Origin of the sequence: Mycobacterium sp. PSTR-4-N (genome assembly GCF_022348085.1) — a bacterium.
GTDB lineage: Bacteria > Actinomycetota > Actinomycetes > Mycobacteriales > Mycobacteriaceae > Mycobacterium.
The window spans coordinates 103067-116157 of sequence record NZ_JAKRFN010000010.1 but is presented as its reverse complement, the minus strand read 5'-3'; the positions used below and the strand labels follow the sequence as shown (position 1 = coordinate 116157).

General features: G+C 64.9%; 9 protein-coding genes. All 9 read right to left on the bottom strand.

Translation table 11 applies throughout. The features are described from left to right. Positions 1–2: 2 nt before the first annotated feature. The 9 genes from MHN84_RS15655 to MHN84_RS15615 all read right to left on the bottom strand — a co-directional run bounded on the left by MHN84_RS15655 (position 3) and on the right by MHN84_RS15615 (position 13089). Positions 3–1328: a nucleotide sugar dehydrogenase gene (locus MHN84_RS15655; RefSeq protein WP_255730499.1), complete on the bottom strand. Its 1326-nt coding sequence runs from the start codon at positions 1326–1328 to the stop codon at positions 3–5. Between the two features lie 19 nt (positions 1329–1347). Beyond that, positions 1348–3492, bottom strand: a complete 2145-nt coding sequence (locus MHN84_RS15650; protein WP_241205453.1) for an alginate lyase family protein — start codon at positions 3490–3492, stop codon at positions 1348–1350. A gap of 12 nt (positions 3493–3504) precedes the next feature. Next, positions 3505–5232: a hypothetical protein gene (locus tag MHN84_RS15645; RefSeq protein WP_241205452.1), complete on the bottom strand. Its 1728-nt coding sequence runs from the start codon at positions 5230–5232 to the stop codon at positions 3505–3507. Next, positions 5229–6455 (bottom strand): glycosyltransferase family 4 protein, encoded by a 1227-nt coding sequence (locus MHN84_RS15640; protein ID WP_241205451.1) that lies wholly within the window; start codon positions 6453–6455, stop codon positions 5229–5231. Before MHN84_RS15640 ends, MHN84_RS15645 begins: the two co-directional genes overlap by 4 nt. Next, positions 6452–7597 carry a glycosyltransferase gene (locus MHN84_RS15635; RefSeq protein WP_241205450.1) on the bottom strand — a complete coding sequence of 382 codons (1146 nt, stop codon included), beginning with the start codon at positions 7595–7597 and terminating at the stop codon, positions 6452–6454. Before MHN84_RS15635 ends, MHN84_RS15640 begins: the two co-directional genes overlap by 4 nt. After that, positions 7590–8675, bottom strand: coding sequence for a glycosyltransferase family 4 protein (locus MHN84_RS15630; protein ID WP_241205449.1), 1086 nt, complete (start codon positions 8673–8675; stop codon positions 7590–7592). The genes MHN84_RS15635 and MHN84_RS15630 overlap by 8 nt, the downstream gene beginning before the upstream one ends. Beyond that, positions 8668–10062, bottom strand: a complete 1395-nt coding sequence (locus MHN84_RS15625; protein WP_241205448.1) for an O-antigen ligase — start codon at positions 10060–10062, stop codon at positions 8668–8670. The genes MHN84_RS15630 and MHN84_RS15625 overlap by 8 nt, the downstream gene beginning before the upstream one ends. After that, entirely contained in the window at positions 10059–11423 is a 1365-nt protein-coding gene (locus MHN84_RS15620) for a hypothetical protein (RefSeq protein WP_241205447.1), read from the bottom strand. The genes MHN84_RS15625 and MHN84_RS15620 overlap by 4 nt, the downstream gene beginning before the upstream one ends. 91 nt (positions 11424–11514) lie before the next feature. Next, entirely contained in the window at positions 11515–13089 is a 1575-nt protein-coding gene (locus tag MHN84_RS15615; protein WP_241205446.1) for a sugar transferase, read from the bottom strand. Between the last annotated feature and the right edge of the window lie 2 nt (positions 13090–13091).

The following is a 13091-nucleotide window of genomic DNA, read 5'->3' as shown; positions in this document are numbered from 1 at the left end:
GGTCACCACCCGATCCCCTGATAGTTCGGCGTCCCGCGCAGCGTCGCGGCGGCAGGCAGACGCACGAGATCGACGATGTACCGGTCGGATCCGGCCTGCTCGATCACCTCGACGACTTCCGGTCGGCGCGATCCGACGATCAGGACCTCGCCGTGATCGAACACCGCGCCCGCGTCGTCACTGAGCAGGTCCCCGATGTGAGGGAGCTGCTCGCTGATGTACTGGCGGTTCGCGCCCGTCAGGCGGGACAGCACGACGGTCGGATCATAGATCTTGACGTCGAAACCCTTGCCGATGAGACGCTCGGCGAGTTCGACCAGTGGACTGTCACGCAGGTCATCGGTGCCCTGCTTGAAGGACAGACCGAAGATCGCGACTTTGCGACGGCCCGCGGCCAGCACCAAGTCGACCGCGCGGCGCATCTGACTTTCGTTGGAGGTCAGCAGATTGGCCAGAAGCGGGACGTCGAGGTCATTCTGTCGCGCGGTGTGAGTCAGTGCGCGAACGTCTTTGGGTAGGCAGGATCCGCCGAAAGCGAAGCCCGGTTTGAGGTACGCGGTGCTGATGTTCAGTTTCGTGTCGGTGCAGAAAATCTCCATGACGTCATAGGAGTCCAGAGTCAACACCGAACAGATCGCTCCGATCTCGTTGGCGAAGTCGACCTTGAGTGCGTGAAAGCTGTTGTCGACGTATTTCGCCATCTCGGCAACTCTGATCGGCACCTGAAACCGCTTCCCGGGCAGCTCGTCGTAGAGCCCGAGCACCATCGAGGCGCTGCGCGACTCATTGGTGCCGACAACGGTTTTCGCCGGATCGAAGAAGTCGCGTACGCTCGTACCCTCCCGGAGGAACTCCGGGTTGACGCAGACTCCGAAATCGATGCCGGCACGCTTTCCGGACGCCGCTTCGAGGCGAGGGATGAGCAGATCCTCGCACGTGCCGGGCACCATGGTGCTGCGGTAGACGACCACGTGCCAGCCTGCCTTCACGGCCAGTGCGGCCCCGATGGCGTCGGTGACCTTCTCCAGTGCGGTGGTGGACAGCCCGCCGCCCGGCGCAGACGGCGTACCGACGCAGATCAGGGACAGGTCGGTGTCGAGCACCGCGGCGGCGGCGTCGGCGGTCACGATCAGATCCCCGGCGGCCACCACCTGCGCCGTGAGCTCGCCGATACGTTCCTCGACCACGGGGGCCACGCCACGCCTGAGGGCGTCGAGTTTGTCGAGATTGACGTCGACGCCGACGACGCGGTTCCGGCGCGAGGCGAGACAGACTGCGCTCACACAGCCCACATACCCGAGTCCGAAAACACTGACCGCGGGACGCATCGGATCCTTCATGATTTTCCTATCGTTTCGATCGTTGAGGAAGTTCGCCGCTGCGGATGCCGGGGCGGCGGGTATCGATGCTCACCTGGCGGGCAGCGCCGCCTTGAGTCCAGCGGACCGTCAATGACGTTGTCTGGCAGGTGATCACGGGACCGGAAATGGGCGCGGGATCGCCCAGGTACACCAGGGACGCGATCGCCACGGGAAGGACGGACCGGGTTCGGACACCGACCAGCCAGGCCGGTGTCCTGCTTTCCAGACGATCCGACCACCATCCCAGGTTCGTGTCTCTGTCACCGCGAACCTGGTCGAGCCCGATGGTTGCCGTCGCGCCGTAGAAGATGCCCATCACCGGCACCTGACCGCGCGAGATGAGATGGCCCGCCGGGACGGGCGTCATCCCGAGGCTGGGGTGAAGTGGCCACGACACGGTGACGTCGTGTTCCGATCGACCCGTGACCACATCGACGACGAGTACGACAGGATCACCGGGCGACGCGAGGAGCCAACGACGATGTGTCACCGGGTCAGCGAGTCGGCGGTACCCGTCGTGCTCGGCGTCGACGACACCGGTTCCCACGTCGACCGAGTGCACCGTCGGGGTTGCGCGCCGTCGCCAATAGAACGGTCCACCCGGCTCGGACTGATCGAGGCCGTCCACACACACCGTGGCGTGCATGCGGGTGCCGCGGTGGGCCTCGCGCACGGCTGGGTTCCGGTAGAAGCTGCCCGTCCCCGGGTCGACGATCAGATCGTGCCCGTCGGCAGCGACGGTGACAGCGAGTGCGTCGGCGTGCCCGTGCGCCGCTGTCGACAGGTAGCCGAGCGGGCCTACGTCCATGGTGATTCGGCGTCGGCCGCTGCGCAGAACCACCAGACCGCCATCCTGGGCGTAACCGCTGGGGCCGACGACGGCGCGAGCCGTTTCTTCGGCCCCAGGTGGGCGAGTACGAAGTGCATCCGCGAACCATGCCGAAGTGAGGGTGCCCACCCCGTACCTCACTGCGCTGTCATTGCCGGTGATGGCCCCCACGACGCCGAGATGTTGGCGTACCGTCCGTTTCGGTTCCGCACCCAGTCGTACGGCGAAGCTGTCGTCATCGTCGCCGTACCGGGGGTCGGGATCGTCGGCGCCGACCAGAAGGGCGAGATAGGTCCCGCCGCGATCGATCGCTGCGACGATGTCAGCGGCTCCCTGCATACCGTGCAGGCGAAGCAGTACTGCGACCACAGCGAGCAACTCGGCAGCGAAGATCTGGTACGACACCGACTGCTCGGCACCGGAACCGTCAGGAGCGATCAAGTTGTCCGCTTCCCGAGCCAGGATGGTGACCGCTCGCGCCAGCACGCCCTCTGACACGGCCACCTCAGGGAACAACAGGCATACCGTCACCATCCCGCTCAGCTCACCGATCAGGTGGTTGTTCGCCGAGCTGAAGCGCGACCTGGCACGCCAGCAGTACCGTGCTGTCGCGTCCAACATTCGCACCAGCCGCTGGTACCTGGGGGTGGTCAGGGCGGGTGACGTCCGCAAGCCCTGCACGGCAAGGGCGATCGAGATGGCTCTGATGCCCGGCTCGAATGCGCCCCGCCATGCGATTCCGGTACCCACGGGATTCTGGTCGAGCCATGAATCAAGATGAGCAAAGGCTGTTTCTGCATAGAACGCTTCGCCGGTGAAAAGCCAAGCCTGCGCCAGCAGGGGCAGATGCTGGAGGCGGTTGAGCTCCCAGATCCATTTCGGATCGCTGGGTGCAACGCGGTGATCGATGCGGTTCCCGGCCAGGTTTGGCCAGTGAAAGCCGCTGATGGGGTCGTGGTTCCAGTCGACGAAACGGCCGACGTTCGTCGGACCGTACCCGAAATATGAGCGTTCGCCGTCACAGATCCTGTCGGCTTCGGCGATCAGTGCGCCGACGTCGCACGTGTCAGCGATGTGCGCGGCGCGACGCTCATCGAGCAGGACCGGCGCTGCGGTGCCCGAGATGAAGCGCTTGCGCAACATCTCCCAGTCATCCCCGTCGCCGCGCAGCGACGCAGAGCCCGCCGGTGCGCGGAGACCGTCACCGAGCACCAGGGCATCGCCGAGGCGTCGGGCGCGCCAGAGCACCTCCCGCGGCGACATCGTCGCCGCGCGGCCGGCGTACCACGTGAGGCTGGACATGACGAATCCCTCTCAGTTCGGGGCAGGAGCACCCGGATCGACGTGGAAGTACTTGGCAGAGAACACCGTTGGCTTCAGCCAGTGGATGCCGCTGATCCTGTGCAACGTGGTCAGCAGGTCGCGTCGGCCCGTCTCGAATTGCGGTTCGGTCGACTGCTTGAAGACGACCGCACTCTGCGGCGGATAGCTCAGACGGGGCGAGACATAGATGTTGGCGTGAGACGCGATCGATCTCTGCAGAGCTGCGTCGAAGGCCGAATTCTGCTCCGGGTTACGAACGTTGAAGTAGTTGAGGTACCGAAAACCACGTTGCTGCGCCTCGAGTTTGATGCGGAAATCGGATTGGATGTCCTCGAAGCCGATCAGTACGTCGTTGCCTCCCAGCGAGTGCACATACCGGTCGTTGACGAAGTCGATGTCGTTGTCCGCGTTCCAATACAGGCTTGTCGATCCCGCCAGCGTACTCACGAAAAGACAGGTGACCGTGACGCCCAGCCACCGCGCCGGGCGTGTCAGCTGCGCAGCGCCGCGCGTGACGATGATCGCGAGCAATGGCAGCGTCCAGAGTGCGAACTCGTCGGAGATACCCTCCCACCAACCGAAGAAGAGAGCTTGCGGGATCATCGGAAGGGACACGAGCAGGATCAGGCCCCGCTCCTTGAGACCCACCCACAGTCCTGCTACAACCAGACAGGCGGTCAGCACCGCGGCCAGCGCGGCTGACACACCGATGGCGATGGCGGCCGGGGGTGAGATGTTGCGAACCAGGTAGGGGAACGGATAGGTGGCGCGATACGGATATCGGTGTGCGACGGCCTCGGCGACAGCGGGGCTGCGGAACACCACGTTGGTCGAGACCAGTGCCCGCGTCTGTCCGACGGCCATGTTGGCAGCAGAAGCCAGGTTCAGTTGCTTCTGGTCGGCCCTCGGATCGAACGATTCGACGTACCCGGCGCCGAACCGCACGATTCCGTGCTGCTGCGTCGCGGGCAGGGACGCATAGGCGAACAGGTACGACGCGGAGGTCAACAGTCCAACCGAGATCGGCAGCACCGCAGCGTAGGCCAGTCGTCTACGAACGCCGGTGTGCTTCATCAGGAGCGCGGCGGGAATCAAGCCGACCACGACCATCGCGAATGCCTGGTGATGGAGGATCATCGCCGTGAAGGCAACGATCGCTCCGACGGCGTATTGCGCTGTGCGACGGGGGTTCTGCGCGGTGAGCCCGCAGTACGTGCAGAAGAAGCCGATCACCATGAGCGCTATCGCCGGTACGTAGACATCGCCGACGATGGAATAGGACCAGTAGCCGGCGCTGAACGCACAGAACAGAGTGCCCCAGAGCGCCTGCGGTCCCAGGCCGGCGCGGCCCAGAAGGCAGAACAGGACTGCCAGTCCGATGGCTCCCCACAGTGCCGAGTAGAGCGACAACAGCTCGACCGGATTGACGGTGATACCGATGTCGTGCAGCAGCCGGTACAGCACCCTCATTCCGTTCAGATACAGGTGGTGGCTGTTGATGAGCCCGCTGGGCTGGGTCAGTTGATACGCCCAGGACAGTGAGTCGTCCGCATAGTTGAAATTGCGTGTCGGCAGCAGCGCATAGACGCCGAAAGCGATCGAGAAGATGACTGCGGTCAGGGCCCGACTCCTCCTGCGGGTGGGGTCACCCGGTGGATGGGTGGTCGGGTCCGCCCCGTCGATGGCAGGTCGCGGTGCGACAATCGGACCTGAGCTCATGCGACGCCGCGGCCTACCGGCACCGGGCGCTGTTGGGCGCCGAGCAGCCGTTCGTAGAACCAGACGAGGACCCGGCTCGAAACCTGCCACGACAGCTCGTCTTGGACCCTGCGACGTCCGAAGTCTCCCATCCGCTCGCGACGGACAGGATCGTCCAGAAGGGAATTGATCGCTTCGGCGAACGCACGCTCGTCGTTGTCTTGCACATACACCGCCGCCTCACCGGCGGACACCCGCGCCTCGGCGAGATCGAACGACACGATGGGCCGCCCCATCGCCATGTACTCCACCACCTTGTTCATCGTCGACACGTCGTTGAGCGGGTTCGACGGATCCGGGGACAAGCACACCTGCGCGGTGGACAGGCAGCGTGTGACGAACTCGTCGGACACGCGGCCGGGGAACTCGACGATGTCGGTGATTCCGAGTTCGGCGCTGAGCTTGGCCAAGTCGTCGTACGCGTCACCCGCGCCCATGAAGATGCAATGGAAGTCGTTGCGCCCGAGTTCGTCACGCAGGATGCGCACTGCCCGAAGGGCATAGTCGACGCCGTCCTGAGGCCCCATCACCCCCAAGTACGCCAACAGATGAGGCTTGCCGGCGGCCAACGTGCGGTCGGGCGGCTGGGGGACGAAGCGGGTGAGATCGGGCGCGCTGCGCACGACGACCACCTGATCGGGTCGCATTCCGCCTCGCTCGATTGCCACCCGTCGGTAGCTCTCGTTGGTGGAGATGACCGCATCGGCGGCGGCGAATGTCATGCGTTCGACCCAGCGGGTCAAGTGGAAGAGCACTCGGCCTCCGCTCGGGAAGCGGGACAGGAACAGTTCGGGTACCAGGTCGTGGTGGTCGAACACGAATCGGGTACCGCCGGGCCGCAAGAGCACCGCAACCAGGAACAGGAGATCGGGTGGGTTGCACGCTTGGATGACGTCGACACGGCCTTGCCTGCGGACCTTGATCGCAAGCCGCAGTGTGTGCCACAGAGCAGCGCTGTACTCCCGCAGGTATCCCTTCGGTCCGCCGGTGGCCGGGCGCAGCGGGTAGCGCAGGATGTGGACTCCGTCGATGTCCACCTCCGTTTCGGTGTCCTGTTGCTCACCGGTCGGACAGATGACGGTGACCTGGAACCCGGCGTCGGTGAGGGCTCGCGCCTCCTGCCACACGCGGCGGTCGAAGGGAACCGAGAGGTTCTCCACGAGAATCACGATGTGCCGTTTCATACTCTGACTCCGTTCGCCTGTCGGTTCGATACGAGTTGTTCCAGGGCCCGCTGTGTCGCATCGACGCTGCGGTCCAATGCGTAGCTGTCTTCGACTCGACGGCGTGCCGCGCGACCCATGCGGTGTACAGCGTGGGGATCTGACAGCAGGCGCACGAGACGATCAGCCAGTTGCGCGGAATCGCCCGGCGCCACCAGGTATCCGGTCACACCGTCTGTGATCACCTCGGTCATTCCGCCGACTGCGGTACACACGGCTGGGCGCCCGCACGCCATGGCTTCGAGCAGAGCGATCGGAAGGCATTCGGTCGTCGACGTCAGCGTGAAGACGTCGATCGCTCGAAGTAATCGGCTGACGTCGTCTCGCGCTCCTGCGAAGTGCACGCTCGCCGTAATGTGCAGGTGGTCGCACAACGCGGACAGGTGCGCGCGACACTCGCCGTCGCCGATGACGAGGAAGTGTGCGTTCGGCACGCTGTCGATGACCCTTTGTGCGGCGTGCAGGAGATTCACGTGGTCCTTCTCCGGGCGCAGCGCCGCGACGACGGCCACCACCGGTGCGCCATCGGGAATTCCGAACTCGGCCAGTGGTGTTCGATCGGTTCCCGCAACGAAGTCCAGCAGATCCACGCCGTTGCAGATGATCTCGATCCGGTCGGCGGGATACCGGCGTTGTTCGACCAGGAATGGGCGCTGAGATTCTGCGACGCCGAAGTATCGGCTGGTCCAGGGGATCAACGCTCTGTCGACGAGGCGCTGCACCAGTCCACGAGCCGTGATCTCGGTCGCGTTGTGTACCCACATGATCGAGTGGGGAACAGCCGCGGCTCGAGCGGCGATGCGGCCCAACGTTTCTGCGTTGTATCCCCACACCGACACGACGTCTGGCCGCTGATGCCGCATGATGGCAGTGAGTTCGCGCAGCGCTCGCCAGGCGTGCTGTTTCCTCAGAGGCAATACCGTGGAGTGAATGCCGGCAGCGCGCAGGTCGGCATACAACGCGCCTTCACCGCCGACGCAGACGACCGAGGGCAGCACCCGCGTCCGATCCAGCCGTGGCAGTAGCGTGGTCAGGTGGCGTTCGGCTCCACCGTGTTTCAACTCGGGCACCACGAACAATGTTCGAATCGGCCTGTCACTCATGGCACACCTCGCGGTACAGACCGTCGATGCTGCCCGCGATGACGCTGACGTCGAGCCGGTCGCGGACGCGAATACGAGCCGATGCACCGCATTGCTGTCGCAGATCCGCATCGAAGACGACGCTCCGCAGCGCAGCGAGGATCGCCTCGGTGTCGTCAGGCGGGATCAATACACCGCAACCGCCGCCGATCATTTCGGGTAAGCCGTCCACATCGGTGGCGACCACGCACAGACCACGCGCCATCGCCTCCAGCACTGCCATCGGCTGCCCTTCACTCCGCGAGGGCAGGACCAGGATCTGGGATCTGTCGAGCACCGCCGCCGCCTCCCGCTCGGAGAGCCAGTCGCTCACTGTGACGCTGTCATAGAGACCGAGGCGCCGGCACTGCGTCCGCGCCCGCTCGACCTCGCCGTCTCCCGCGACCGTCAGGTGAGCCGCAATACCCTGTGCGCCGACGAAGTCGGGCTCACACGCGAGCTTGGCCCACGCGTCCAACAGCCTGAAGGCGCCTTTGCGGTCTCCGATACGGCCGAGGAACAGCACGCGTACAGGTTCACCGCGCTCCGGTGTCCTTGATTGCCGGGCCGGCTCGATTCCGTTCGGAATGACCCTGATTCGTGCCCTGGGTGCAATCAACTGAACTTGCTCAGCCCACTTCTCACTGAGCGTCACGAACGCGCCCGCATGGCCGAGTGTGGACCGGATCCATGCCCGCAGAAACCGGGGCGAGCCCTCATACCAGTCGGGGAAACCGGACCCGTGCATGTGCAGGACGACGGGTACTCCCGATGGCCGACTGATCCACAGCAGCAGCGCCTTGCGCACGAAGCTACCGCGGATGCTCGCGTGCAGGTGGATGACGTCGGGTCGCCGCATGTACACGTTCGCGAGGAAGATCAGAGCTCCCCCGAGGAACGACGCCACCTTCTCGACGACAGAGCCGTCGCGGTGAGTGGTGATGTGCCGAATGCCCCAGCCGTCCCACAGGGACGTCCGCTGCATCGCACGGACGTAGGACGCGACGCCGCCCCGCGTCCTGGTGCTGGTGGACACCCACAGTACGCAGCGCTCAACCATGGTGAACTGCCGTCCGCTGATGGAGCGTCATCTCGGCGCCTGGGACTTTCAGCGCCGCACGATCTGACCCGCCGATCGCTACTCCGACGATCAGAAAGGTGACCAGAATGGGAAAGTCGAAGTAGCGCAGGTCCACCGTGAGACCGGTGCACACCAGGATGGTCAGCACCATGATGCCGATCACGACGAGCGGCTTTCCCGTCAGATCGTCATCGGGAAGCGTTCGGTACGCTTCCTTCAACCGGTACGCGACCATGACCAGGACCCCGAGCCACAGCGCCAGGCCGATGACTCCGAGTTCCGCGAGCAATCCCAGATCGTTGGTGTGTGACGCCTCCCCGTAGCCGCTGATCCAGGGCACATGCGGCGACCACTGCTGGTGGTGATACCGGTTCACAGCGGGGAACCGCCCGATACCCCAGCCCGTGAGTGGTTCCTGCGTCCTGGCCCACAGCGCCGTTTGAATGTCGTTGAGCCGTGACTCGATCTCGCTTTCCGAGGTGACACCCCCGCGGGTGCGGTCACTGCTGGTGAATCTCGACCAGTTGAGGGCGACCACCGAGAACACCAGTGCGAGCACTCCGAGATAGGCCGTGCGGATACCCCGCGCCAGCCAGACTCCGAGAACGAGGACGACAAGCGCGCTCAACCACACCGCGCGGGTGTAGGTGAGGTATATGCCTGCCCCGCACGCGACGGCAATCAGTACCGCCAGACTCCTCTGCCATCCGGGATCGCCTCGGCGACTGGCCAACGTCGTCGCGATCGCGAACCCGAGTACCAGCACCATGCCGTTGACGACCGGCTGGTTGAACACCCCGACGGCCCGGCCGACCCATGCCGGGTCTGTCACGATGTAGCGGGGCCACACCCATGGGCCCAGTCCGACGACCGGCATGATGCTCACCGCGGCCGAATACGCCGACACCGACAACAGGGTCCACAGCAGCGCACGCACCTGCTGTTGGCGGTCGAAGGTCAAGCGCCCCACTGCGTAGGCGGCGAACGGGATGAGCGTCGTGATCACGATGAAACGGAGTACCGGCAGCGGTTCACCGGAATGTGGATCGACCGCCGGGTACTCGTGGGGAGCGACCATCGAGTAGAAGTTCCACAGCAGGTACGACACCATCACGCACTCGACGGCACCGATACCGCGAAGTCGATCGTGCGTCCGCACCATCCACGCCACGGTCGCGCACATGACGATGACGAAGACCATCAACCAGGGTTCGACCGGCAGGATCACTTCCGGCGACCAGGGCAACCGCAGGAACGTCGCGATGATCAGGATCAGCACCGCGAGGCTGGGGCTGCGCAGAGCGCAGATCGCGACAGCGACCGCGACTGCCCCCAGTAGGGCGACCTGACCCAACGACATCGTCATCGTCGCGGACCAACCATGACGGGCCGATCGCCGCTTCCTTCGGCGAGCACGGCGCCGAGGAGGTGTGCTCGGGCGTCGCCCAGCGCCAGCGCAGCCGTCGTCACGTCGGAGAAGCGCGACCGCCTTTTCTCCACCGTGATCAGCGTGAAGTCGGCCGCCGCGAAGAGCGGTGCGGCATCGATGATCTCGGCGATAGGAGGGGCCGCGATCACGATGTGATCGTTGTCGACGCGCAATTCGTCGAGAACGGCGTCGATGCGCTCACGACTCATGAGCGAGAACCGGTCGGCGATCACGGTACCGACCGGAAGGATGCGGAGAGAGTCGACCGCGCCGTCGATCAGCGCATCGTTGACCAGGCTGCTGTTGGCCAGCACATCGTTGAATCCGAGACCGGTTGCCGGACAATCGATGTCGTTGTCGGCGTAGACGAGCACCGTGCGACGCCCCTGCTGAGCTGACAACCTCGCCAGGTTCTCCGATATCTCCCGTGCGGTCGCGGCGCCCCGGCAATCTGTGACCGCCACGACCGCGGATTTGGGTAGATCCTGCACGCTCAGGTGGTTCGCCAGTACGCGAAGACCGCTCTCCCGCAGGCGGGTCGCAGAGGCCGACCCCCCGCGGGGGATCTCGACCAACGGTTCCACGCCGGTCTTGTCGAGGATGTCGTCGGCATGCACCACCCGTCGTGAGAGCGCACCCAGAGCGAGGGCGGCCAGGACACCGAGGCAACCACCCCCCACGGCTCCGGAGAGCAGCTGGGAGGCGATCTTCGGATCGGTCTTGGTCACGCCGGCGCGCAGTTGCAGATCCTGCAGACGGCTGGCGCCATCGCTGCGCATGGCATCGAGGCGCGCCTGCAGGATGGGCACCAACGGGTTCATGCTGCCATCGGGTTGAGGATGCGACTGTGCCGAATCCAGCTGTCGCTGAGTGTCGTTGAGTTCCTTGGTGTAGCCGGCTCGCCGCACCGAGTTGATGTCCTCGCGGAAGGTCTCGGCCATGCGCTGCGCAGCAGTCTGCGCGACGCCGGGATCGTCAGCGGTTGCCTCGATCGTGAGGATCGGGCTGGCCGCGACAGTGCTCGCCGTGAACTCGACCGAGTCGGGGATCTGCGCCGACTCCCTGAGCCGGGTCGTCGTCGACGGCTCGTTGAACAGTGTCGAGTATCCGACCGCCATCGTCGCGTCCTGCTCCGGACTCTGGCCCGGCGACGACTGCACGAGCAGCGCCTTGCCGACATACTGCGGGCGGTCGTCTGCCGTCACCGCGGTGGTGAGGACGACAGCCCCGAGGATCAGCAGCACCACCCACCAGCGCCGCTGAACCTGATCGATGTAGCGCGCCACTTGTGCATTCATGTCCGGCTCCTCGCCGATGTCGTCTGTTCGAAACCGGTCTTCATCAGATCAATTGGCAAGAAGGCTTTTTCATGGTCGAAAGATGTCGTCATCAGTAGGCACCTTTGCGCTGCACTACCGCTCTCAGGGTCTTGGCGATGATCACGAGGTCGCCGATCATCGACCAGTTGTCGACATAGGACAGGTCGAGTCGGATCGATGTATCCCAGGAAAGGTCAGATCTGCCACTCACCTGCCACAAACCGGTGATGCCCGGTTTGACCAGCAGCCTGCGCAGTACGTCGCAGTCGTAGGCCTCGACCTCGCGGCGCAGCGGCGGTCGTGGACCGACGACGCTCATCTCCTGTTTGAGAACATTGATGAACTGTGGCAGTTCGTCGATACTGAACCTTCTCAGTACGCGACCCACGGGTGTGATACGCGGATCGTCGCGGATCTTGAACAGCACACCGTCGCCTTCGTTCCGGGCGAGGAGGTCGTCGAGGTACTGGTCGGCGTCGGCGATCATGCTGCGGAACTTGAGCATCGCGAAGGGTCGCCCGTCGATGCCGATGCGTTCTGCGCTGTAGAACACCGGTCCTCGACTGGTGATCTTGATCATGGCGGCAGCGACGACGAGCACCGGAAACGTCACGGCCAGAGCCGCCAACGCGAAGCAGAAGTCGAACGCCCGCTTCTGAAATCGTTTGGCGCCGCGGTACTGCGGCTTCTCGATCTGAAGCAGGGGCAGGCCGGAGATGGGCCGCATCACCAGCCGTGAGAGTGCCACGTCCATCACACCGGGGCACACCATCAGGTCCACCCCCATGGGTTCGAGCTCCCAGATGAGCCTGCGCAGGGCGGGAACCCCGACCTGCCCGGTCCCGGCGATGGCGACGGTGTCCGCGCCGCAGGACCCGATCGCCGACAGTGCATTGTTCTCGCCCCCGACGATGGGCAGCTGACAGTCACCGACTGTCAGGAGCGAGGGGCCACCAGGGTCGTAACCCGGGATGCAGACACCGACGACCTGGTAGCCATCCGCGGGATCGGCGGTCAACTCGGCCGCGAGATGAGTCACCGAGGCGCAGTCCCCGATCGCCAGCACCGCGGTCCGGCAGGCCCCCGCCGACCTCTGCAGCGACAGGTGCTTACGGCCCAGCCATCGACCGAGAAGGAGACCGATGATCCCACCGGGAAGCGCCACGGCAAGGTAACCACGCGAGATCTCCAGCTTGAGCAGGAGCTCTGCGATCGCCAGCGCACCGAAAGTGGCGAAAGACGCCGCGCAGAGCCGGCGGTACTCCTCGAGTCCAGTACCGATGATCTTGGGCGAGCGAGTGCGGAAACCTGCCAACGCCGACAACCACAGGGTCGCGACCAGGATCGAGTACGCCGTCACATAACCGCTGGCGACCTCGGTCGAAGCCGAGCTGCTGAATCTCAGATACTGGGCGAGCACCACGGTCCCGGTGACGACCACGATGTCGACGATCAGAAGACGACCCGCATAATGCCGCTGCCACCGCAGACGCTCGATCACTGCCGGAGGCCGCCGATCGGCCGATTCCGCGGCGACTGCGGGGTTTTCGGCGCCGGTCAGCGTCGGCTCGGTGCCGCGACGGCGCCCCGGCGCGGTGACGAACTTCGTTCCACGCGCTCGAGTGACGACCTCTGGACTTGCCATCG

Excerpts from the sequence above, each read along its gene's own strand:
- MHN84_RS15655 (WP_255730499.1), bottom strand. The coding sequence starts at position 1,328 with ATGCGTCCCGCGGTCAGTGTTTTCGGACTCGGGTATGTGGGCTGTGTG.
- MHN84_RS15650 (WP_241205453.1), bottom strand. The coding sequence starts at position 3,492 with ATGTCCAGCCTCACGTGGTACGCCGGCCGCGCGGCGACGATGTCGCCG.
- MHN84_RS15645 (WP_241205452.1), bottom strand. The coding sequence starts at position 5,232 with ATGAGCTCAGGTCCGATTGTCGCACCGCGACCTGCCATCGACGGGGCG.
- MHN84_RS15640 (WP_241205451.1), bottom strand. The coding sequence starts at position 6,455 with ATGAAACGGCACATCGTGATTCTCGTGGAGAACCTCTCGGTTCCCTTC.
- MHN84_RS15635 (WP_241205450.1), bottom strand. The coding sequence starts at position 7,597 with ATGAGTGACAGGCCGATTCGAACATTGTTCGTGGTGCCCGAGTTGAAA.
- MHN84_RS15630 (WP_241205449.1), bottom strand. The coding sequence starts at position 8,675 with ATGGTTGAGCGCTGCGTACTGTGGGTGTCCACCAGCACCAGGACGCGG.
- MHN84_RS15625 (WP_241205448.1), bottom strand. The coding sequence starts at position 10,062 with ATGACGATGTCGTTGGGTCAGGTCGCCCTACTGGGGGCAGTCGCGGTC.
- MHN84_RS15620 (WP_241205447.1), bottom strand. The coding sequence starts at position 11,423 with ATGAATGCACAAGTGGCGCGCTACATCGATCAGGTTCAGCGGCGCTGG.
- MHN84_RS15615 (WP_241205446.1), bottom strand. The coding sequence starts at position 13,089 with ATGGCAAGTCCAGAGGTCGTCACTCGAGCGCGTGGAACGAAGTTCGTC.